The organism is Veillonella rogosae JCM 15642, assembly GCF_002959775.1.
Classification (GTDB): Bacteria; Bacillota; Negativicutes; order Veillonellales; family Veillonellaceae; genus Veillonella; species Veillonella rogosae.
In genome coordinates this window covers 140,709-163,888 of record NZ_PPCX01000012.1, presented here as the reverse complement: position 1 = coordinate 163,888, position 23,180 = coordinate 140,709, and the positions used below count along the sequence as shown (strand labels likewise).

Here is a 23,180-nt window from a genome sequence, read left to right as displayed (position 1 = left end):
GGAGACACCTATGATTTCAGGCGCGCAGTATTTGGTAAAAGCCCTTCAAGAGGAGCAGGTAGAAATCTTATTTAACTATCCTGGGGCTGCTACTATTGATATTATGGATGAATTATATAAACAAGATCAGGTAAAGGTTATTTTGCCTCGTCACGAGCAAGCCTTAGCTCATGCTGCTGATGGGTATGCTCGTAGCACGGGTAAGGTAGGGGTTTGTATGGTAACCTCTGGACCAGGTGCTACCAATCTTGTAACAGGTATTGCTACTGCTTATGCAGATAGTGTGCCTCTCGTTTGTATTACTGGCCAAGTAGACTTAGGTCTTATGGGCAATGATGCCTTCCAAGAGGTGGATACAGTTGGTATCGTCCGTAACATTTGTAAATATGCTGTCACTGTGCGCGATCGTAAAGACTTAGGGCGCATTTTGAAAGAAGCTTTCTACATTGCTCGTACCGGTCGTCCAGGTCCTGTAGTAGTAGATATTCCTAAAAATATTCAAAAGGCGATGGGATCTGATGAATATCCTACAGAGGTTAATATTCGCGGTTATAAACCGAATATGGCTGTTCATGTAGGGCAAGTTAAAAAGGCTTGCTCCATCATTTCTAAGGCTAAGCGACCACTGTTTCTATTAGGTGGTGGCGTCAGCATTAGTGGGGCCAACCAGCTTATGATGGATTTAATTGAAAAAACAGGTATTCCAGTTGTAACGACCTTGATGGGGAAAGGGGCCGTAGATACACGTCATCCTCTATACCTCGGCAATGTAGGGATTCACGGTGGCTATGCACCCAATGTGGCACTCACAGATTGTGATGTAATGATTTCTATTGGCACTCGCTTCAATGACCGCATTACGGGTAAATTAAGTACCTTTGCACAACATTGTAAGATTATTCATATCGATGTAGATGCAGCATCTATCTCTAAAAATATTAAAGTAGATATTCCAATCGTAGCCGATGCTAAATTGGCTATCGAAAAACTCTTAGAGTATATTGAGCCTCATGATCTTGGTGATTGGCCTGAACAACTGCAACAGCTTAAAGCAGAACGTCCTGTAACGCAAGCTGATGAAGAAGGTTTAACACCTCAAACAGTCATTGACTACATCAATAATCACTACGATCGCCCAATTGTTACTACTGACGTAGGTCAAAACCAACTATGGACTACTCAGTTCTTAGAGGTACAAGGACAACACCAAATGTTGACTTCTGGCGGTTTAGGAACTATGGGCTATGGCTTCCCTGCAGCACTAGGTGCTCAAATGGGGAATCCAGATAAGCGCGTATTTGCCATCTGTGGTGATGGTGGGGTGCAAATGAACATCCAAGAGTTTGCTACAGCTATGCACTATCGTTTACCTGTGACACTAATTGTTTTAAACAATGGGTTCCTCGGTAATGTACGTCAATGGCAACAATTGTTCTACGATAAACGGTATGCTTGTACGAATTTGATGATGGATGAAAGCTCCATTGTTACACGAGATATCATTGATAATGATGGATTTGAATATGTGCCAGATTTCGTAAAATTGGCAGAGGCTTATGGCGCTAAGGCAATGCGCATTACTAAAGTTGAGGATATTGAAAAAGGGTTCCAATTGGCGGATACTTTCAAAAATGGCCCAACCTTACTTGAGTTCATCATTCCTACAGAGCTTAATGTATTGCCAATGGTACCTGCAGGTAAATCTTTAAGTGATATGTTATTAAAGGATAAAAAATAGGAGGGGCTATGGAAGTACATATGAAAAAGCGCTGCATTTCAGCGTATGTAGAAAACCAAATCGGTGTATTGGCTAAAATTTCAGGTCTCTTTGCTGGTAAAAACTATAATTTAGATACATTGACAGTAGGGGAAACAGAAGATCCTACTATGTCGCGTATGACGATTGACCTTACTTGTGATGATTTGACGTATGAACAAATTATTAAACAATTGAACCGCAGTGTAGAGGTCATTAAGGTTATCGACTTTACGGATATGCCGATTACGAAAAAAGAGTTATTATTTATCAAGGTTAATAACTGTAAAGAAGCAGATAAACAAGAAATCTTTCGTATTGCTCAAACCTTTGATCTCTTAGTGGTGGACTATAACCGTAAGTCTGTACTGATACAATGTGTAAAGACCGTATCTAAAAATAATGACATGATTGCCTTATTTAAAGATATGTTCGTGAATCGCATTGAAGTTGTACGCGGAGGTAGCGTGGCAATCGAGGCATTATCTACACCTGATAAATAAGAGCTGTTTTAAATCTAGCTTAAGCCTATTTATAATGTAAGTGTATTACAGAAATGGTAATGGTTTAGAGTGTATACAACTGCATATGATATAATATTTATATCGACCATTATTGATATGAAGACCTTGGTTGTGTACCAAGGTCTTTTTATATAGGAGGTACTATGAGTTTATTAGATGATATTTTAGCCCATAATAGAGAATATGTAGAAGATCAAAATACGGGTTACGTTGAAACCGACACTAAATGTAGTAAAATGCCGAGCCGCGAAATGGCTATCGTTACATGTATGGATACGCGTCTCGTAAACTTTTTAGAGGACTCCATGGATATTGGCCGCGGTGAAGCAAAAATCGTTAAAACTGCAGGTAACTGTATTACAGGTCCTTTTGATGGTATCGTGCGTAGCTTACTTGTATGTATTTTTGAGCTAGGTGTAAATGAAATCTTTATCATTGGTCACCATGAATGTGGTATGGCTAAAACGACAGCTGAAAGCTTGTCTAAAAAAATGTTGGCTCGTGGCATTGCACCTGAAGCGATTCACATGGTGAGAAAAGAAATGGAACGCTGGGCCGATGGCTTTACACATCCTGCTGAAAATGTAGAGGATACAGTAGACGAATTGCGCATGAATCCTTTGATTCCTAAAGATGTGCCTATTCACGGTCTTATCTTCCATCCTAGAACGGGTGAAATCGAAGTCATCGTTAATGGCTATACACAAATGAAGCAATATTACGAAAAATAACAGATAAATCTTCTTTCTACCCAAATTAAATCATTAGATGGTCTAGAATGGTCTTTTGATAAAGGCTCCACTAAGGTTTGTAGTGCTGACGAAAAGGGCTTAAAAAAACGATGCAAAGTTGGCATAACATATCGACTACAGGTTGAGTTATCTCAAGTTGATACGGAAATTATTTGGTCAGAATTTAGTCGATTTTGGGGTGCCACTACGTTAAATCAGGTTGAAAGAGTATACAGTAATGAAGAATTAGGGCGCTATCAATTTATAGCCAATAATTCTATAGGTGATGAAATCACATGTGATATCTATTTACCTAATGAATGGAACATACCGCAATTAAATATGTTGGGTTGTGTTTCTGCTAGATATAGAAAAGTAGATATTCAAGAGGTATAGCAAAATCTTATTTGACTTAAAGTTAAGTGTAAGTTTTATAATGTGTTCATATTAAATATTAGTCAAACAGTTTAGTTAATAAAGGAATTATATGAACAAAAAAAGATTAATTATATCTTTACTAGCTATTATTACCGTGGTTGGTGCCACTGTAGGTAGTTATGTATATAGGGATACTATATACAGTCGAATTGCTCGGACTGCAGCTGTTGTGAGTGGTCAAGCGATAAAACCGCTCCTTGATTCCGAAAGCCGTTATATTCGACAAATTGTAGCTCAAGATAATAGCACAAGCCGAACCATTATGTGGCAGTCTGATAACAGTGAATCTGATGCTATCATAGAATATCGCCAAGATGGGACCGATACTATACAAACCATAAATGCTACAGATAAAGCTTTTACCGATGATGGTAGTACTACCTATATTCATGAGGCTACATTGACAGGTTTGACACCTAATACTAAATATGAATATCGCGTAGGTTACGGTACAGACCGCCGTAGTGATTGGTACCGTCTAGAAACGGCTGGTGCTAGCGTATATGATGTGCTCATCTACCCCGATTCTCAGTCGGGGGATTACTCTCAGTGGGAAGAGATTGTAAAGAGCTCAGCACTACGCAACCCAAGGACCGCTCTGTATATTAGTATGGGTGACCTTGTAGATAATGGGGAACAAGCCTATCAATGGCGTACATGGCTTAACTCTATTAAACCGTTGAGTGCCAATGTGCCATTAGCAACGACATTAGGCAACCATGAGATGTATACATTAGATTGGAAAATGCGCGAGCCTTATGCGTATTTGAATTACTTCGCAGTTCCGCCTAATGGGAATGAAATTTTTAATCGTCGTTACTATTCCTATGACTTCGGTGATGTTCATTACATTGTATTAGATACAATGTTATATGAAAGTAATCATGAGGATAATCATGATACGCATCATCCCGATTTGTACGATGTACAGGTTCAGTGGTTACACCAAGATTTAACGACTAACACTAAAAAATGGACCGTCGTTCTTATGCATAGAGATCCATTCCAATATGCCTTTGATCGACCAGGTGCAAATAGAGCTATAGGTTTTGATGACGAAGGCGTATTATTTATGCCTATCTTTGATGAGTTTAATGTAGACTTAGTTCTGTCAGCTCATTTACATTCCTATCGTAATAGAGGGCATGTGCGCAATTTTGATCGAGATCTATCAGGTCCTCTTTATATCCTTACTGGAATCGCAGGTGATGCTCGCCGTCCTAAGTGGAAAGAGCATCCACTAGACGTATATGTTGCGCCAGATCGTGATAAGAATAACTATATGACTATGACTGTTACACCAAATAAATTGATTGTAAAAGCATTCTTGCCTGATGGTACACAGCTCGATGAATCAGTCATTGAAAAATAAGATTATAATAATAAATAAGACGAAATAGCGAAAAGACACCTTCTTTAAAAGGTGTCTTTTTGTTTTTATACTAAAATAATATTAGCCATATATTAATTATTTTTATGAAAAATCTCCTAAGAATGTAATATGTTAACGTTAAGTTTACAGTTCTATGACTAAAATTAATTTGTAATATATAAAATAAAAATACATAAATTACGTATAAATACTTGTGGTTTGTGTTTGGAGGTATTATAATACGTACATAGGTTATAAAAATACACAAAAAATGTATAAATAATACATTATGTGTATAAAGGAGATACAGTAATGAATACATTACAAGTTTTAATTAAACAATACGCCTCACAATATATAGAACAAGTTATAGCATGGCGTCGACATATTCATAGTCATCCAGAGTTATCTGGTGAAGAGCAAAATACGTCTTTATTTATTCAAAAGGTTCTCACCGAACTAGGGATTCCTTTTGTAAATGATATTTCTGATTATGCGGTAATCGGCAAGATCGAAGGAGCTCATACAGGTCCCGTTATTGCATTGCGTGCCGATATAGATGCATTACCCATTCATGAGGAAACAGGTTTACCATTTGCCTCCCAAAATAAAGGTGTTATGCACGCTTGTGGACACGATAGCCACATAGCGATTTTGCTTGGAGCCGCAGCTATTTTACAGTCTATAAAAGACCAATTGCACGGTACTGTAAAGCTCGTATTTCAACCTTCGGAAGAAGAGGCTTTATTCCCAGGTGCTCAAGGTATTATAGATAGCGGTATCCTCGATGACGTAGATGAGATATATGGTCTTCATGTGTGGCCTCAACTACCAGTGGGAACTGTAGGGCTTAAAAAAGGAAATCTCATGGCTGCTTCGGATCACTTCCTCGTACACATTAAAGGGAAGGCTACTCATGGCGCAGAACCTCACAATGGGATAGACGCCATCGTGGCTGCTGCAAACTGGATTGTTAATGTTGAGTCCATGGTGGCTCGTGAAACGAATCCAATGGAAAATCTTGTATGTACTATCGGTGTCATCAATGGTGGTGACCGATATAACGTAGGCTGTGGTGATGTGTATCTAGAGGGCACTTGCCGTACATATGAACCAGAAAAACGGGATTATATTGAGCGACGATTAGGTGAAAGCTTACAGGCGCTTGATGTGATGTTTAAAACAGAAAGTACTTTAGATTATAAACGTGGTCATGGTGCTACTATCAACAATCCAGACGCCATCGATTATGCCACATCTATTGTAGAGAAATATCTTGGTAAAGAAGCGGTGGTACATCCTGAATTCCCGTCTATGGCTGCAGAAGATTTCTCCGCGTATCTTCATAAAATAAAAGGTGCTTTCCTTTGGTTAGGTACTGGATTTGAAGGTAATCCGGCCTTGCATAATGAGGCTTTCACCATTGATGAAAGCATCCTAGAACCTGGTATAACAATGATGTCTGCCATTGCCGCCGAATTTTTACAAGAAAAATAGTTAAACAAGTAGTTTGAATATAAGAGGTTATCATGAAGAGTTTACAACATACATCATTTAAAACAATGCTTCAATACACACCAGAAGAAATTAAATACTTCTTGGACTTAGCAGCAAAATTAAAAGCCGATAAAAAAGCAGGCAAAGAAATCAAAACATTAGTAGGTAAAAACTTTGCATTAATTTTTGAAAAAGACTCTACGCGGACACGGTGTGCCTTTGAGGTCGGTGCTGCTGACCAAGGGGCCCATACTACGTATCTTGGACCTACAGGGTCTCAAATGAATAAAAAAGAATCTTTGAAGGATACAGCTCGTGTTCTAGGATCTATGTATGATGCTATCGAGTTTAGAGGTTTTGATCAAGCCGATGTAGATACATTAGCTGATTATTCTGGTGTACCTGTTTGGAATGGCCTTACCGATATGGATCATCCTACACAAACATTAGCGAATTTTTTGACGCTTCAAGAAAATATTGATAAACCATTGAATGAAATCTCCTATGCTTATGTGGGTCATGGTCAATCTAATATGTGTAATGCCTTAATGAGTGGCGCCGTTAAAATGGGTATGGACTTTAGACTTATCGGTCCTAAACAATATTGGCCAGCCGGTCCATTCTATGAAGAATGTTTGAAAGTTGCAAAAGAAACAGGTGCTACCATTACCTGCACAGATGATGTAGCGGAAGGTGTTAAAGGCTTAGATGTAATCTACACAGGCGTATGGGTAACTATGGGCGATACATATGATATGTGGGAAGAGCGGATTAATACGTTCAAGCCATTCCAAGTTAACGCTGAAATGATGGCATTAACAGGTAATCCAAATACAAAGTTCTGCCACTGTTTGCCAGCATTCCACAATACGGAAACTCAAGTAGGTAAAGATATTTTTGAACGGTTCGGCATGAATGGTATTGAGGTAACGGAAGATGTATTTGAAGGTCCAAACTCCTTAGCATTCCAAGAAGCAGAAAATCGTCTCCATACGATTAAGGCCGTTATGGTTGCTACATTTAGCGACTATCCAATGAAATAAATTCATCTCTCTAATGGTGATGAATTGTATAGTTTATTTCCTGTTTATAATAGCTGAAAGGCTACATAGATAGGTGTGAGTCACCACTAGGTGAGAATTGAGGTTTATTATGACACCCTATAAAGTATTTATCGTTGGTCATGAAGGCACAACGGGACTAAGAATTCATGAACGGTTATCCAATAGAAAAGATATAGAGTTACTCGCCACTGCTGATGAGGATCGTAAAAATGTGGAAGCTATTAAAGAGGTAGCTAAAGGGGCAGATATTGTATTTCTCTGCTTGCCTGATGCAGCATCTAAAGAAATCATGGCTGCTATCGGTGAATTACCGTGTAAGGTCATTGATACATCGACTGCCTTTAGAACGGAGGCTGATTGGGCTTATGGCTTCCCAGAGCTCGGTGCGGATTATAAAACAGCCATCGCTACTAAAAAACATATTGCTAACCCTGGTTGTCATGCGAGTGGGATGATTGCTTGTATTGCACCTCTTGTAAAAGCTGGTCTTGTGCCAACAGATTATCCTTTCACTATCACATCCTTAACAGGCTATAGCGGTGGTGGTAAAAAGATGATTGGCCAATATGAAAGTGAACCAAAGGATTATTTCCTCTATGCACCGCGTCAATATGGTCTTAGTCAACAACATAAGCACTTGCCTGAGGTGCAGCATGTGTGTGGACTTAGTGAAGCACCTATTTTTATGCCTATCGTTGATGACTACTATTCTGGTATGGAGGTGACGGTTGGTATTCATAGTCGCTTGTGTAGAAAACCAATCAGTATTGATAAAGTGCAACAGGTATTAGAAGACTTTTATAAAGATAGTACTATCATTACAGTGATACCGTTTACTGACAATAGTAATACGGGTATATTACATGCCAATCAGTTAAGCAATACGGATAGCATGAAAATCTATGTGACAGGCAATGATGAACGCATCATGGTTCATGCCATATTCGATAATTTAGGTAAAGGTGCATCTGGTGCAGCCGTTCAATGCATGAATATTGCGTTAGGCTTGCCAGAAGAGACTGGATTAGCATTGGGATAGAGGTAATACTATGAAGGATGTATCAAACGCAATGCGGGCGCAAATACTAACGGCAGCCGTTCCATATATAAAAAAATATACAGATCAGTACGTAGTCGTTAAATACGGCGGCAATGCCATGATTGATGAAGAATTAAAAAAATCTGTTATGAAGGATTTGTTATTACTCCAATTAGTAGGCGTAAAGGTTGTTCTCGTACATGGTGGTGGACCTGCCATTAATAGCACCTTAGAGGCTATGAACATTGAGTCCCATTTTGCTAATGGTTTACGCGTTACCGATGAAGCGACGATGGATGTTGTGCAAATGGTGTTAGCTGGTAAGGTTAATAAAGGTCTCGTAGCAGATCTTACCGATCTTGGTGGTAAAGCAATAGGTCTTTGTGGTGTAGATGGTAATATGATTCAAGTTCACAAACAAAACGAAGAACTTGGGTATGTAGGCTCTGTAGATACCATTGATACGAGCATTATCCACGATGTCATTAGCCGTGGCTATATTCCTGTTATTTCGTCTATTGGTATGGGTGCAGATGGTAAGACCTATAATATTAATGCTGATACGGTAGCGGCGAAAATTGCAGGTGCTCTCAAGGCAGAAACTATGGTGGCCATGACTAACATTGATGGTGTACTCAAAGATGTGCATGATCCAGGGTCTTTAATCTCTAAAATTACTATGGCAGAGGCGGATCAATTAAAAGCAGATGGAATTATTGCAGGAGGCATGATTCCTAAAGTAGATTGCTGTTTAGAGGCCATCGAAGCAGGGGCACAGAAGGTATTCATCATCAACGGTGAAATTCCACATGCCATTCTTATCGAATTATTGACCGATGAAGGTCTTGGTACTATGTTTGTAGCTTAAAACAATAGATGTAATGTTGGTAATCATTTGATTACCTTTCACATAGATAGACGACGGCAAGGCCGTACGTTCGGAGGATGTAATGAGTAATACAATCGATTTTGAACAACAAGATAAAGAATATATAGCCAATACGTATGGCCGGTTTAACGTATGTTTTGAAAAGGGTAAAGGGTCCCTTTTATGGGACATAACTGGTAAAGAATATATAGATCTTGGATCTGGTATCGGTGTAACGGCTTTTGGTGTAGATGACGATGAATGGACAGAGGCGGTGACAAAACAATCTCATGCGTTGAACCACATTTCAAATCTATACTATTCTTTGCCACAAATTGAGTTGGCAAAACAACTGTGCGCTAAAACGGGCATGAAGAAGGTATTCTTCTCTAATTCTGGTGCAGAGTCTAATGAATGTGCTATCAAAGCAGCTCGTAAATATAGCCATGACAAATACGGTGAAGGTCGTCATGTCATCGTCACCTTGGTTAATAGCTTCCATGGTCGTACTATTACTACCTTGTCTGCTACAGGCCAAGATGTATTCCATCAACATTTCTTCCCATTTACAGAAGGCTTTATTCATACACCTGCTAATGATATTGATGCGGCCTTAAAAGCTCTTGATAATCCAGCAGTTTGTGCCATCATGATGGAACCTATTCAAGGTGAAGGTGGTGTTATGCCTTTGGATAAAGAGTTCGTACAAGCCGTAACAAAATATGCTCATGAACAGGATCAACTCGTGTTAATCGATGAAGTACAAACTGGTAATGGCCGTACTGGTAGTCTATATGCATACCAACAATTTGGCATTGAGCCAGATGTAGTATCTACTGCAAAAGGTTTAGCAGGGGGCCTTCCTATGGGGGCTACATTATTCAATGAAAAGATGCAATATGTGTTAAATGCTGGTGCACATGCTACAACCTTTGGTGGCAATCCAATCTGTGCGGCAGCAGGCAATACTATTATTAATCGTTTAACACCAGAATTCTTAGATTCTGTAAAAGCAAAAGGGGACTATGTAAAAACTACCTTAGTAGGCAAACCTGGTATTCTAGGTGTGAGCGGCATGGGCCTTATGCTTGGTATTGAAACTACAGTAGATCCAAAAGCAGTCATTCCGAAATGTCTTGAAAAGGGCGTTGTATGCTTGTCTGCAAAAAATAAAGTACGTCTTTTACCAGCTCTTAATATTCCTCAAGACCAATTGGAAAAAGCGATTGCTATTGTAGCTGAAGCTATTGAAGAGTTAGCTGCAAAATAATGTTAAGGATAACTTTCATAAATATCATTTAAAATAGTTACGTAACCGTGTAATTATTGAAATAAATCGATGAATATATAGACTTTAGTTCTCATTCGTGTTACCCTAGAAGAAACAGTCTATATTGGAGGAGTAAATATGAATACAGAATCCTTACGTAACGAAGTATTGGTTCCTGCTGTAGCAAAAACTTTGGATATTGCTGCTAAAGCAAAACCTACAAAAAAAGAACTTTTCACAACAGCAAAAATCACTGCTACTGTAGCAGTTGCAACAGCTGTTGTATCCTTAGCGGTACAAGCAGTATTGCGCAACCGATAAGAAACTAAGAAAACGACATGGCACTGCCTGTCGTTTTCTTTTACTTTTACCATGTTATTCCTAGTAATATTGGGATTTAGTGAGGAGGCGATATCATGCATAGTCGCGATTTAATAGAACAATATAAAGGCTACGTTCAAGATTGGCGTAGATATTTTCATAAACATCCTGAGCTCAGTAATGAAGAGTTTGAAACAACTAAGACACTGGCTAAAGAATTAGAATCTATGGGCGTAGAGGTTCATGTAGATACAGCGCGTGGTATCGGACTAATTGGTATCATCCGAGGTGGTAAACCAGGCAAAGCCATTGCTTTGCGCGCTGATATTGATGCATTGCCTGTTCACGAACATAATACAGTAGACTATAAATCAGAAACTGAAGGCAAAATGCACGCCTGTGGTCACGATGGTCATATGGCTATTTTGTTAGGTGCTGCCAAGATGTTAATGTCTATGAAAGATCGCATCGAAGGCGATGTATATTTAGCATTCCAACCTGCTGAGGAGACAGGAGCGGGTGCACCAGATTTCATCAAATTTGGTGATTGGTATGATAAGATAGATGCTATCTTTGGCGGTCACGTGTGGATTGATTTGCCAGCAGGACTCATATCTGTAGAAGAAGGTCCTCGTATGGCTGCAAGTAGCCAGATTACTATTAATGTAAAAGGTAAACAAGGCCATGGTGCACAGCCACATCAAGCGATTGATGCCATTGTAGTAGCTAGTGCTATCGTCATGAACTTGCAAACTGTAGTGTCTCGTAATGTTAGTGCCTTAGATTCTCTTGTACTCACTATTGGTAACATTCACTCTGGATCTGAATGGAATGTTATCCCTGGTGAAGCTAAAATGGGGGGAACTATTCGATTCTTTGACCCAGACCAAGAAGAGTACTATGTTGAATCCATACGACGCGTAGTAGAACATACTGCTGAGGCTTATGGAGCAACTGCTACATTAGAATATGTAAAAAAAGTACCGTCTACCATTAATGATCCTGCATCTAGCGAATTGGCGGAACGTGTCGTTATTGATACATTAGGTAAAGACAAACTTTCTAAAATGCGTAAAGTAATGCCAGGGGAAGACTTTGCATGGTATTTACAAGATAAACCAGGTTGCTTTGCTTTTATTGGGATTCAAAATCCTGAAATCGAGGCTACGTACGATCATCATAATAATCGATTCAATATGGATGACTCCGTACTATCTGCGGCATCTGCCGTATATGCAGAATATGCCATTGCATGGTTAAAAGAGCATAAATAAAAGTATAAGAAGGAATAAAGCACTGTTATCTTAAGGATAATGGTGCTTTTTCATTGTATCTTTATTTATCTTTTGTGCATGATATAGGTATAATATAGGTATAACATGGGTTTAATACAAGTGTAGTATACATCTTATATAGGTCTAATATATATTCTCTAGTTGAGAGGTGCTTATTTATGAATATAGTTATATGTATCACCATTATTGCTATTACAGGTATATTGTTAATGAAGCGCTATCAACCACAGCCAGTTTTAATTGGTATGGGGATTCTCATGATGTTTATTGCTTATGAAGCAAATTGGATTGATGCTATACTCGTTGAGTCTCAATCTACAGGTGTCTTAGTATTTGATGCTATGGATATTGTGCGAATTACGACGTCCGAGAATATAGTAAATTTAGGCCTCATGATTATGACCTGTGCTGGTTATGCAAAATATATGGAACATATTGGGGCAGGGACGAGATTGGCACATACATTTATACGTCCTTTATATCGTCTGAATCGCCCATATATTGTACTGGCCCTAATGTTTCTTCTTAATATGGGATTGTCTATTTGTGTACCTAATCCATTGAGTCTTGCCCTCCTTATGATGGTTACTATGTATCCCGTATTGCTTCGCCTTGGGGTGAGCCCAGTGGGGGCTGCAGCGGTTATTGCTACGGGACATCTTATGGACGTAGGACCTGGTGCGGTATCTACCTTACTCATTGCAAAGACCTTGAATATGCCTGTGCCAAACTATTTTGTAGGCTACCAGTTGCGTCTTTATTTCTTAGTCGCTATTGTGACGGCTATAGCACACTTTTTCTGGCAGAAATATCGTGATCGAGTGGAGGAACCTAAGACTATAGATGCTTGTGAAAGTATTCCAGAGGCTCCAATAGGGCCTAAGCTGTATATGATATTCCCATTATTACCATTGTGTTTTATCTTGGGCTTTAGTCAATATGGTTTTCCTGGTGTGAAGATGAATGTAACCCTGGCTATGATGCTCGCTTTTGGTATTGCCTTGTTAGCGGAATTGATTCGACACCGTAATTTACGGATCGTCCTTAAGAGTACAACGATTTTCTTTGAAGGTATGGGGAACCAATTCTCCTATGCAGTGACCCTTATTATAGGGGGACAAATCTTTGCACAAGGACTAGTGAGTTTAGGTCTTATTGAATCCTTAGTTAGTGCACTTCAAACACTATCCCTTAACTCCATAGGACTTACCTCTGTCCTAGGGGGTGGTATGTTAGGTCTTAGCATGGTAACTGGCAGCAATGTGGCACCTTTATTTACATTAGTTCCACTAGTACCAAATATCGTAGCTCATCTAGGACTTGATCCGATTACTACTATGCTTGGTATGCAAAACGGTGCAAGCCTAGGCTTATTCCTTAGCCCTATTAGTCCTGTAATGGTCGGCGTAGCAGGTGTGGCACATATTAAGTCAGTAGACTTACTTAAACGAACTGCGGTACCTGTTCTTGTGGCATTACTTACTAGCTGTATGGGGATATGGATACTCTATTAAACTTAGATATATACTAAAACTTGTGTAATATGTTATGGTACTAGTTAGTACTGTTATTAATGTTTTTTAGATATATGAAATACGGGGCTTGAATGATTAACTTTAATTTTTTGGATGAATGGCTATTATTAAAGTCTAATGTTAAGAATCTTTTTCTTAACCAAAGGCTAACAAGATTTCCATACCTTATAGGGGTATTGTTTCTTCTCTTAGAAGTCTATATTGGCAATTTAATAAATCTTTTAGGTATTGTAGACTCTTTAAAGTTAACTCCAAATGATACTTTTTCTAATTATTTTGGACGAATTGTTCTCACCTCTGATTATTATATTGATGAGCCGATATTTTTTATCATGACAATTGTCATCAATCTTCTAGGTGCTTTTACATTATCAGAATTAGGTAAACGACGCTTAAATGATTATAGTGGTAGTGCTCTTGGACGGTGTTTACAGTATATTATTTTAATTTTTAATATACTACTACTAGGCTTTTGGGGATATAATCAAAACCTTACTGATATAGATCTTAGAGTGACTGTAGACTTTTACATTTATCTTTTCTATGAGTATATAGTACTCTTATTGCTAATATTTGTGCCTTCTAATAAAGAATCTAATCGTTATGGTTTGCCAAATGGAAAGCAGAAAAGTGGAGAATACATTATCAGCTATAAACCGATATATAGTTCTAGTGGTGATAAAAAGCGAGAGGATATTTGGGATACGATTGGTTTATCTCATTCTATAGATTCCTTTAGAACTATGTTTATTAACAAGTTGTTTGATTATCGAACTAGAGCAAAAAGACAAGAGTTATACTGGGGCGTATTTATGTTCCAGATCATAACATATGCTCTCAACCCTATTTTGTTTTACTTCTATGAAAATATTTTTAATATAGATACAGCTATTGTTGCTAGTTTAGTTATCTATTGGTTTTTTTGGATATGGTATATGTTAGCTAATATCAGTTGTACTGTTAGAAGATTACATGATACAGGTCTTAGCGGGTATTGGTTAGTAGCCTTGTTTATTCCGTTTATTAATATCTATACTTTGTATATGACTGTGTTTAAACCATCTATAAAAGGCATTGAATTAAATTCTATTAACGAATAACGTTAATATTGAATTATGCTAAATAAACCTCTTTACATTTTCTGTAAAGAGGTTTATTATATTCCAAGATTAAATCATATGTAATTAAAATGGTTTCCTGCAATGGTGCAAGTTTTAGCCCGCTGCGGATAAAAAGGGCCTTTCTTCGCCGGACGGTTCTAGAAGCCAGAAAGGATGTAATGAACAATCAAGTTTCTATTTCAACAGCAAATATTCGTGGTGCTTTCGGGGCCTTTTTTATTCCTGGCATGTATACCGCCTTATGGGCAGGCTTCGTGCCGTATTTAAAGGCAAAGCTTAACATCGGTGAAGATGTACTAGGATCCATGATTTTGTTGCTCGGTGTAGGTTCTTGTTTAGCTATGGCTATAGCAGGCAAACTGGTAGAGTCCTTAGGTTGCAAGAAAACCGTTACCATTGGTAGCTTTATTGGTATGTTATCCCTTGGTATTGTGACGTGGTGTTCTACTATTTTTGAAGCTACCATAGCCCTGTTTTTCTTTGGCGTTGGCATGGGGCTGAGTGGTGCCTCTGCAAATTTACAGGCAATTTTGACAGAAAAGGTAAGTAAGAAACATTTAATGGGTGCCTTCCACGGTGGATGGAGTTTAGGTGGTTTTGCTGGTGCTGGTGTTTTGCTGGTGCTCTTGAAAATATTATCCTTACCTGTTAATGAAAGTATTTGGGGACTTCTCATCGTATTATTCATTGCCATGGTTGTGGTTAGCCAATTTATGTTGACCTTTGGCAGTGATCCAAATGCAAAGGTTACAAAAAAATCTAAAAGCCCATTATCCTTCCATCCCATTGCTATTATCTTTGGTCTTTTGTCCTTTGTATCTTACTTAGTTGAAGGTGCAGTAGGGGATTGGAGTGCACTATACTTATTCGAAGATAAAGGTATTGTTATCGAAGAAGCCGTTATGGGCGTTATGCTCTTTAATGGAACTATGTGTATTGGCCGTCTTCTTGGTAATACAATTGGTAAACACTTAACCTCTAAACAAGTTGTTATTGGTGGTTATTTGTTAGGTGCCATTGCAATGGGCCTTATCGTATTCTTACCTGGCTATGGTTCTATGTATACCTACTTATTACTTGGTATCTCCTTAGCTATGGTAGTACCAAACTTGTTCTCTGCTATGGGGGAACAAAATGTAATTCCTATGACACAAGCTGTGGCAACATCTACAATGCTAGGCTATATGGGAATTTTGATGGGACCAGCATTGATTGGTTTCATCGCTCATGGTACAAGTCTTACAGTGGCATTTATCGTATTGACTGCATTACTCGTAGTAAGTGCAGGTACTGGTAAATACGCTTATATGTTAATGGAAAAATCAAAAGAAGCTGAAGTTTAATTTAAATAATAGCCCCAGAGACACAAAAAAGCCACAGGATATAACCTGTGGCTTTTACATGTAGTATTAATTTTAGCGATCGCCGTTGAAGATGGAGTTTTTAACAAGTACGTAGTCTACTTTGCGGATTGCTTGTAAAGTAGTGCCGCCAGCATAAGAGATAGCAGATTGTAAATCTTGTTCCATTTCAACTAATGTATCAAAGATAGAACCTTTGGAGTCGATGAAGATTTTTTTGCCTTCTACGTTTTTGCGTTCCCCTTTTTGGAACTCAGAAGCAGAACCAAAGTATTCTTTTACTGCTTTACCGTCAACGATTTTTTCATCCCCTGGGGATTCTTCGTGACCAGCAAAGAGAGAACCGATCATAACCATAGTCGCACCAAAACGAATAGATTTAGCGATGTCGCCATGGTCACGGATACCGCCGTCAGCGATGATAGGTTTTGTAGCTGCTTTTGCGCACCAGCGAACAGCAGCTAATTGCCAGCCACCAGTACCAAAGCCCGTTTTTAATTTAGTGATACAAACTTTACCAGGACCAATACCTACTTTAGTAGCGTCAGCGCCAGCATTTTCAAGTTCACGAACTGCTTCTGGTGTACCAACATTACCAGCGATAATGAATGTTTCAGGTAAGTTCTTTTTAATGTATTGAATCATTTCGATTACTGCATTGGAGTGACCATGTGCAATATCGATTGTGATGTATTCAGGTGTTAAGTTTGCTTTTTTGAATTCATCAACTAAAGCAAATTCTTCAGCTTTTACGCCGATAGAAATGGAAGAATATAAGTTAAGGTCGTGCATGCGTTTTACAAAGTCCATACGACGTTGAGGTTGAAAACGATGCATGATATAGAAATAGCCTTCGCGTGCTAATTTTTCAGCCAACTCTTCGTCAATGATAGTTTGCATATTTGCAGGTACCACTGGTAAGCGGAATGTGCGTTTACCTAATTTTACATGTGTATCACATTCGCTACGGCTACTGACGATACATTTATTAGGAATTAATTGCACGTCTTCATAATCAAAGATGTTCGTTGTGTTAATCATAGTTTCTATATCTCCTTCGAGTATTACATATTGAACCTGTACCATTATACAAGAGACTCGCAAAATTTTCAATACGTTCCGAATATTTTGTTTGGTATCACAAAAAAACTGTAGTACAATACAAGTAGACTTTATAAATAGAAAATATCAGTTAAAATACATATATGAAAACATATAATTGTGAGGAGGTCGATTGAAATGGATCAATCAAAAACTCGTATGCTTACTGAAGCAGGCGTGGCAATTGCTATTGCCCAAGTTTTGTCATTTATTACGCTTTTCCATATGCCACAAGGGGGATCTATTAAGGCCGCAGCTTTAGTGCCACTTATGATTTATGCATACCGTTGGGGCGGTACACGCGGTATTTTTGTCGGTGTTGTGTACGGTATTTTACACTTTATTTTAGGTTTTAAATCATCTGTTCATTATTTAAGTATTATCTTAGATTACTTGGTAGCGTATGGTGTTATTGGCGTTTGCGGTTACTTCAAAGATTCTATTTTTGGACTTATTACTGGCTCTATTGTAGGTATCGCATTGCGTTGGGCAGTATCTGTTATCAGTGGCGCCGTAGTCTTTGCTAGCTATGCACCACAAGGGCAAAATCCTTGGATTTACTCTATGGTTTATAATGCTTCCTATATGGTGCCAGATGGCATTTTAAATATTGTAGTTTTATTATTCATCTATCAAGGTGTTAAACGAGGTTTACGACGTCGTGGATAAATTAGGTTTAATTATTTTAGCTGGTGGTCTTAGTACCAGAATGGGCCAACCAAAGGCTTTATTGTCCTGGGTTGGTGGTGAAAGTCTCATATCTCATGCCCTCCGAAAGGGGCTTGATGCAGATGTACATGATATTTTGATCTCTATTGGGGACGATGAGCAATTAGGTCATGCCATACAGACTCATATTATTGATACATTATCGAACGATGAACAAGAAAAAGTTTCTATTGTTCGTGATTCTATTGAGCGATGTGGACCGTTAGGAGGCCTGTATAGCACCTTGGCGGTAGGACCTAGCCCTGCTTATGCAGTTATGGCCGTGGATATGCCATTTATGGAGATGGATCTCTATTTTGATTGGCTATACCAAGTAGATCATAATGATTGGAACGCCATTATTCCTTATGGTGACAGAGATAAAGTTGAGCCTATGGCTGGCATTTATAGAACGCATATTGCATCTTTAATTCAGTCTGTTCTCGTCGGTGAGGATATGTCTTTGCATCATGCCCTTGATGTCATCGGTCATGTTGAGCATGTAGATGCTAGTGATTATACTTGGGAACTAAGTAATATTAATCGATTTGAAGACTACCAATGGGCACGTGCTTTAGCAGAAAATGAGTTCCGTCGTGTGCCGCTTATTAGTGTAGTGGCATCTAAACGGAAAACAGGAAAGACAACGGTAGTAACACGTCTAGTATCAGAATTACAACGAGTTGGTTTATCCGTCGGTGTTGTAAAGAGTGATAAACACGGCTTTCACATGGATCATGAAGGGACAGATACAGACCTTGCCTATAAAGCAGGGGCTAATGCGGTTGCTATTGCAGGGCCTAATGAAACAGCAATTCGTATACGTACGAAAGAACAGTCTAGTCTGTATGATTTGACACAGCATATGCCAGTCGATATAGTTATACTAGAAACACGGTCCCAAGGTATTGCCCCTATTATAGAGGTTACACAAGAGGGACATACGGAAGAGCTTATCTCGGATGCAATGGACCGAGTGGCGACAATTGAAATTGACAAGTTGGATCAAGACGTACCTGAATTGGTACGCCATATACAGGAAATGATGAGGTGTTTACATGGCCGTCGTTACTGTTGAGAAGGCACTCCAATTATGGGATGAGGCCTTACAAACACAAGTTCATAAAACTGAAACTATTGCTGTTAAGGCTGCGAAGGGATACGTATTAGCTGAGGATATTATGGCCTCAACTGATGTACCTGCATTCCCCAAATCTGCGATGGATGGCTATGCCATTGCCTACGAAGAGGGTCGTAATGACTATATCGTTGACGGTGTTATTGGTGCCGGCGTTGTGTGGGAGCACCCTGTTGAACCTGGTCATGCAGTTCGTATTATGACTGGTGCACCTGTGCCTGATACATGTGATACGGTTATCATGCAAGAACAAGTGGTTGGCACAGGAGAACCGCAAACAACGATTACTATTCAAGGCAACTATCAATGTGGCGATCATATTATCCCTCAAGGTGAAGAGTGCGTTGCGGGAACCCTTGTGATTCCACGAGGTACAGAGGTAACATCTACGGTACAAACCATTTTGACGGGTCTTGGGCTGACTGAGGTTATTGTCAATGTGATGCCTCGCGTGTTAGTTCTTACATCAGGTCATGAGGTAATTGAGCCTGGTGAAAGCTTAACACCTGGTAAAATCTATAATTCTAATCGAGCTATGATTTGTGGCCTCTTAGAAGATTTAGGCTTTCACAAGATTACACACTATCACGTAAGCGATGCTCCTGAGGAACTAGAGTCTGAAATCAACCACGTGTTGAAACTTAGTGAAGAGGCAGATATTATCATCAGTTCTGGTGGTGTATCGGTAGGTCTCTTTGATACGATGCCACTTATTTATGAGAAACTAGGTGCTCAATCTATTTATGCACGTATTCAAATGCGTCCTGGTGCGGCATCTTATGGTGCTGTGACACCGAAAGGTCAAATCATCTTTGGTCTATCTGGTAATCCAGGGGCTGCCTTTAACGGTTGGCATTTAATCGTAGCACCAACCTTGAAGCGCTATAAAGGTTTGGCAAACTGGACTACACCAGTGGTGGCCTGTGTTATGGATTCGGAAATTTTTAAACGCAATGCTTTTGATCGCTATGTACAAGGTAAAGTAATCTTTGGTGGTGGTGCGCCACGCTTTGTGGCTAACCGTCACTTTAATAGTAGTAGCATGTTAGGCTTATATACGGTTAATGCATTGGCATGTATTCCGCGTGGTGTACACGAAGTACATCCTGGCGATACCTTTGATGTGTATCTATTAGGGCTGCTACCTGCGATTTAAATTATATGAGATTAATAGTTATAGACGTTTAACATTTCAAAATTTAGGATGTTACATATCTGTAATATTTAGTGATAATAATAAGACGAGGTCTATTTAGAGGCCTCGTCTATTTGTTTATATAAAATTATTTTAATTCTGTTGCTATAGGTACTGAAATTAAATCTCAATTAATTTATAATAAACTCAACGAAAGGATAATCCTTTTAGTTACATCAATTAAGTTTTGACAAAATGTATTTCAATCTACTTTTTAATTACTTTTACCATCATATAGTTATATAAGGAGTGATTTCTATGAGTAAGACTTTCACAAAAAATATCCCAGTGAACGAAATTTTACATCTAGACGATCGTTTAGAGTATAAAGAAGGGCAAGTGATTAGTATTACGATTGCCCAAAATGAACGCCTCAGTATTACCTTGTTTGCGTTACCAAAGGGCGAAGAAATCTCAACGCATGTAACTGTAGGTGACGCGATTGTGCAAATTCTTGATGGTGAGGCACACATCGTCATCGGTGATGTAGAACACAATGTGAAAGCTGGTGAAACATTGATTATGCCATCTGAAGTGCCTCATAGCCTCGATGCCCGAGAAAACTTCAAGATGCTGTTGACCGTAGTTAAATAAATATATCATAATGAATGCATCCCTTGGATTATAAGGGATGCATTTTTAATGCGTTAAGAGAGGTCGAATGTATGAATGTCGTTGAACAGTATAATTTAACTTTACAAATAGAAGTTCTAAAAGAACAAAGCGCGGAAACATTAGCGCGTCTCTGTAACTTAGTTGAGGGGAGTGGCACTAGTGACTGTGTAGAGCTATTAAAAGCGTATTCTCATATTGTAAATACAGAGTTATATTTAGCTACGTCTATACATGAGTTAGATATTCTAAAGTTAGATATGGTAAAACTTGAAAATACTATTACAGAGTCATTAGCACAAGCTTCTTATGACATTAGTGATGTTAAAGCTGTTAAAGAGACTAGTGATGTACAAGCTATTGAGTCCTATAATTCTGAAGACTTTGATAAGGCCTTAGAACGTACCATTAATTTATTAACGTTTAATAAAAATATATCTAGTACACCTCGTGCTGTTATTTTAGGTGGTCAAAGTGGAGCAGGGAAAACCACAATTCATCGTGTGAAAATGCTAGAGTCAAAAGGTAATTATATTGTCATTGATGGCGATACATATCGTGCTCAACACCCGTATTTTAGAGAGTTACAAGAGAAATATGGTGTTGATAGTGTAGATTACACAAAAATGTTTGCCGGTAAGATGGTAGAGGCTGTAATTGATAAATTAAGCTCTTTAAAATACAATTTAATTATTGAAGGCACATTACGTTCAGCCGCAGTACCAATTAATACAGCTACATTATTAAAATCTAAAGGCTATACCGTCGACTTTTGTTTGATTGCTACTAAGCCAGAGTTATCTTATTTGACGACGCAATTACGTTATCTAGAAATGCTTGTAGTAGATCCGCTGCAAGCGAGAGCCACACCTAAAGGGCATCATGATGGAATTGTAAAATCCTTGGTCGCTAATATTACTGAACTAGAACAGAGTGGACTTTTTGAAAGCCTTCAAGTGTATAAACGTAATTTAGAACAAGTATATAATTCAAAATTATGTACTGAATCTGTTGGAACTGTGGTAGAACAAATTTTATTTGGTCCGTGGACTAAAGATGAATCTACCTTGTTAGAAGTGAGTAAATCACAGGAACAGGCGTTAAGAGCGAAATTGCCTTAGGGAGTAAAAGTGTAATGGATTACTTCGACTATTCATATAAACATAATTACATAGAGTTTAGTAGTACCATATATCGAGTTGGTACATACCATTACAACTGGCATGGGGAAACAGAGATTCTCATCTTATTAAAAGGGCGCATTGAGATGAGTTGTAATGACGAATTGTTTACCTTAGAGCCTCTTGATGCAGTTATTATTTCACCTCAAGTGGGGCATTCAACATTAGCCCTTGAGGAGGATGTAATAGCTTTTACAATTCATGTGGGGAACGAGTTTTATCAACAGTATGATCCCGATTTTGGATCCTATCAATTTGTTGTGCGTTCTGATGAAAGTACTAGGCATAATCAATTTTTTACCACCTTACGTCACCATGCGGCGATGATGTTGTTGTTGATGGCTAAAGGTGAAAGTCCCGTACATCGCATGTGGGTTGAGCATCATTATTTAGCGTTAGCAGGTGATGTATTTAGAGAATTTGAGCCAGTTAAACTTGTTCATGAAAACGCACGACCTGGCGATATTAAACCTGCTACCTTTGATAAGATGATTGCTTATATTGATGGACACTATCGGCAAAAGCTTGAGTTAGAAGATATTGCTAAGATTGGTGGTTATAATGTGGCTTATACGTCTCAATTCTTTAAGCGCCAAATGGGGATTTCCTTTGTAGATTATGTACTGAGATTGCGATTAAGAGATGCAACTGTTCAGCTGACGAGCTCAGATGAGGCGATCGCTAGGATTGCGAGTAGTTGTGGCTTTGCAGATATTAAAGCCTTTAATGTAGCTTTCAAAAAGTATTTCCGTATGACTCCCACCGAATATCGAAAGCAAGTAAAAGCCATTGGCCGTAAAACTACATTGCAAGACGGCGTAGAAATCGTATCAGTTGAAAATCAAGATGTCCTTGAGCTACTACATTCGTTTTTATCTTATGAAGATGATTCGCGTGCTAAGAGTGAGCTAGAGTTTATGAGTCAAAAACTAGAAGCTTTAAAAGCGAAGTTGGCCGACGTGGTAGACGTGGTAAAGGCATTATAATTAATGTTCTAATTAATCTTCTGATTGATGGTTTAACTCGAATATGTTGTAAATAGAATTTGGACTA

21 protein-coding genes are annotated in these 23,180 nt (G+C 38.6%); 20 read left to right on the top strand and 1 reads right to left on the bottom strand.

All coding sequences use genetic code 11. The features are described from left to right. The first annotated feature begins 10 nt into the window (after positions 1-10). The 14 genes from ilvB (at position 11) to VRHSUH09_RS09230 (ending at position 16,174) form a co-directional block, all read left to right on the top strand. Positions 11-1,738: a biosynthetic-type acetolactate synthase large subunit gene (ilvB, locus tag VRHSUH09_RS09300; protein ID WP_105082013.1), complete on the top strand. Its 1,728-nt coding sequence runs from the start codon at positions 11-13 to the stop codon at positions 1,736-1,738. Positions 1,739-1,746: 8 nt separating this feature from the next. Continuing rightward, a complete protein-coding gene (ilvN, locus tag VRHSUH09_RS09295) occupies positions 1,747-2,259 on the top strand; it encodes an acetolactate synthase small subunit (protein WP_105082012.1) in 513 nt (170 codons plus the stop codon). 164 nt (positions 2,260-2,423) lie between these two features. Beyond that, positions 2,424-3,011, top strand: coding sequence for a beta-class carbonic anhydrase (locus VRHSUH09_RS09290; RefSeq protein ID WP_054746910.1), 588 nt, complete (start codon positions 2,424-2,426; stop codon positions 3,009-3,011). A gap of 487 nt (positions 3,012-3,498) precedes the next feature. Then, positions 3,499-4,821, top strand: a complete 1,323-nt coding sequence (locus VRHSUH09_RS09280; RefSeq protein WP_105082011.1) for a purple acid phosphatase family protein — start codon at positions 3,499-3,501, stop codon at positions 4,819-4,821. Positions 4,822-5,133: 312 nt separating this feature from the next. Further along, positions 5,134-6,318: a M20 metallopeptidase family protein gene (locus VRHSUH09_RS09275; RefSeq protein WP_105082010.1), complete on the top strand. Its 1,185-nt coding sequence runs from the start codon at positions 5,134-5,136 to the stop codon at positions 6,316-6,318. A 32-nt stretch (positions 6,319-6,350) separates the two neighbouring features. Further along, on the top strand, positions 6,351-7,361 hold the full coding sequence (gene argF, locus VRHSUH09_RS09270) for an ornithine carbamoyltransferase (RefSeq protein WP_105082009.1): 1,011 nt from the start codon (positions 6,351-6,353) through the stop codon (positions 7,359-7,361). A 109-nt stretch (positions 7,362-7,470) separates the two neighbouring features. Further along, complete coding sequence (gene argC, locus VRHSUH09_RS09265) at positions 7,471-8,421, top strand: N-acetyl-gamma-glutamyl-phosphate reductase (protein WP_105082008.1); 951 nt, start codon at positions 7,471-7,473, stop codon at positions 8,419-8,421. Between the two features lie 10 nt (positions 8,422-8,431). Then, a complete protein-coding gene (argB, locus tag VRHSUH09_RS09260; RefSeq protein WP_105082007.1) occupies positions 8,432-9,289 on the top strand; it encodes an acetylglutamate kinase in 858 nt (285 codons plus the stop codon). Between the two features lie 82 nt (positions 9,290-9,371). Then, the gene (locus tag VRHSUH09_RS09255; protein WP_054746904.1) at positions 9,372-10,559 is read left to right on the top strand and encodes an aspartate aminotransferase family protein; all 1,188 of its coding nucleotides are present in this window, start codon (positions 9,372-9,374) and stop codon (positions 10,557-10,559) included. Between the two features lie 138 nt (positions 10,560-10,697). Continuing rightward, positions 10,698-10,880, top strand: coding sequence for a hypothetical protein (locus VRHSUH09_RS09250; protein ID WP_054746902.1), 183 nt, complete (start codon positions 10,698-10,700; stop codon positions 10,878-10,880). A gap of 95 nt (positions 10,881-10,975) precedes the next feature. Then, positions 10,976-12,154, top strand: coding sequence for a M20 metallopeptidase family protein (locus VRHSUH09_RS09245; RefSeq protein WP_105082006.1), 1,179 nt, complete (start codon positions 10,976-10,978; stop codon positions 12,152-12,154). A gap of 179 nt (positions 12,155-12,333) precedes the next feature. Continuing rightward, positions 12,334-13,689 carry a C4-dicarboxylate transporter DcuC gene (gene dcuC, locus VRHSUH09_RS09240; protein WP_105082005.1) on the top strand — a complete coding sequence of 452 codons (1,356 nt, stop codon included), beginning with the start codon at positions 12,334-12,336 and terminating at the stop codon, positions 13,687-13,689. Between the two features lie 92 nt (positions 13,690-13,781). Beyond that, complete coding sequence (locus VRHSUH09_RS09235; protein ID WP_105082004.1) at positions 13,782-14,810, top strand: DUF805 domain-containing protein; 1,029 nt, start codon at positions 13,782-13,784, stop codon at positions 14,808-14,810. Positions 14,811-14,989: 179 nt separating this feature from the next. Next, the gene (locus tag VRHSUH09_RS09230; protein WP_105082003.1) at positions 14,990-16,174 is read left to right on the top strand and encodes an MFS transporter; all 1,185 of its coding nucleotides are present in this window, start codon (positions 14,990-14,992) and stop codon (positions 16,172-16,174) included. Positions 16,175-16,246: 72 nt separating this feature from the next. Here the strand turns inward: VRHSUH09_RS09230 and VRHSUH09_RS09225 are convergent, their stop codons facing one another. Further along, entirely contained in the window at positions 16,247-17,233 is a 987-nt protein-coding gene (locus VRHSUH09_RS09225) for a GMP reductase (RefSeq protein ID WP_009351075.1), read from the bottom strand. Between the two features lie 198 nt (positions 17,234-17,431). On the opposite strand from VRHSUH09_RS09225, the gene thiT reads away from it, so the two are divergent. The 6 genes from thiT to VRHSUH09_RS09195 all read left to right on the top strand — a co-directional run bounded on the left by thiT (position 17,432) and on the right by VRHSUH09_RS09195 (position 23,113). Next, a complete protein-coding gene (gene thiT / locus VRHSUH09_RS09220) occupies positions 17,432-17,962 on the top strand; it encodes an energy-coupled thiamine transporter ThiT (protein ID WP_105082002.1) in 531 nt (176 codons plus the stop codon). Next, positions 17,955-19,079 carry a molybdopterin-guanine dinucleotide biosynthesis protein MobB gene (locus tag VRHSUH09_RS09215; RefSeq protein WP_105082001.1) on the top strand — a complete coding sequence of 375 codons (1,125 nt, stop codon included), beginning with the start codon at positions 17,955-17,957 and terminating at the stop codon, positions 19,077-19,079. Before thiT ends, VRHSUH09_RS09215 begins: the two co-directional genes overlap by 8 nt. Next, positions 19,060-20,295, top strand: a complete 1,236-nt coding sequence (locus VRHSUH09_RS09210) for a molybdopterin molybdotransferase MoeA (RefSeq protein WP_105082000.1) — start codon at positions 19,060-19,062, stop codon at positions 20,293-20,295. Before VRHSUH09_RS09215 ends, VRHSUH09_RS09210 begins: the two co-directional genes overlap by 20 nt. 297 nt (positions 20,296-20,592) lie before the next feature. Then, positions 20,593-20,928 (top strand): cupin domain-containing protein, encoded by a 336-nt coding sequence (locus VRHSUH09_RS09205; protein WP_054746891.1) that lies wholly within the window; start codon positions 20,593-20,595, stop codon positions 20,926-20,928. 71 nt (positions 20,929-20,999) lie between these two features. Continuing rightward, the gene (locus VRHSUH09_RS09200) at positions 21,000-22,067 is read left to right on the top strand and encodes a zeta toxin family protein (RefSeq protein ID WP_105081999.1); all 1,068 of its coding nucleotides are present in this window, start codon (positions 21,000-21,002) and stop codon (positions 22,065-22,067) included. A 14-nt stretch (positions 22,068-22,081) separates the two neighbouring features. After that, positions 22,082-23,113 carry a helix-turn-helix transcriptional regulator gene (locus VRHSUH09_RS09195; protein ID WP_105081998.1) on the top strand — a complete coding sequence of 344 codons (1,032 nt, stop codon included), beginning with the start codon at positions 22,082-22,084 and terminating at the stop codon, positions 23,111-23,113. The last annotated feature ends 67 nt before the right edge of the window (positions 23,114-23,180 follow it).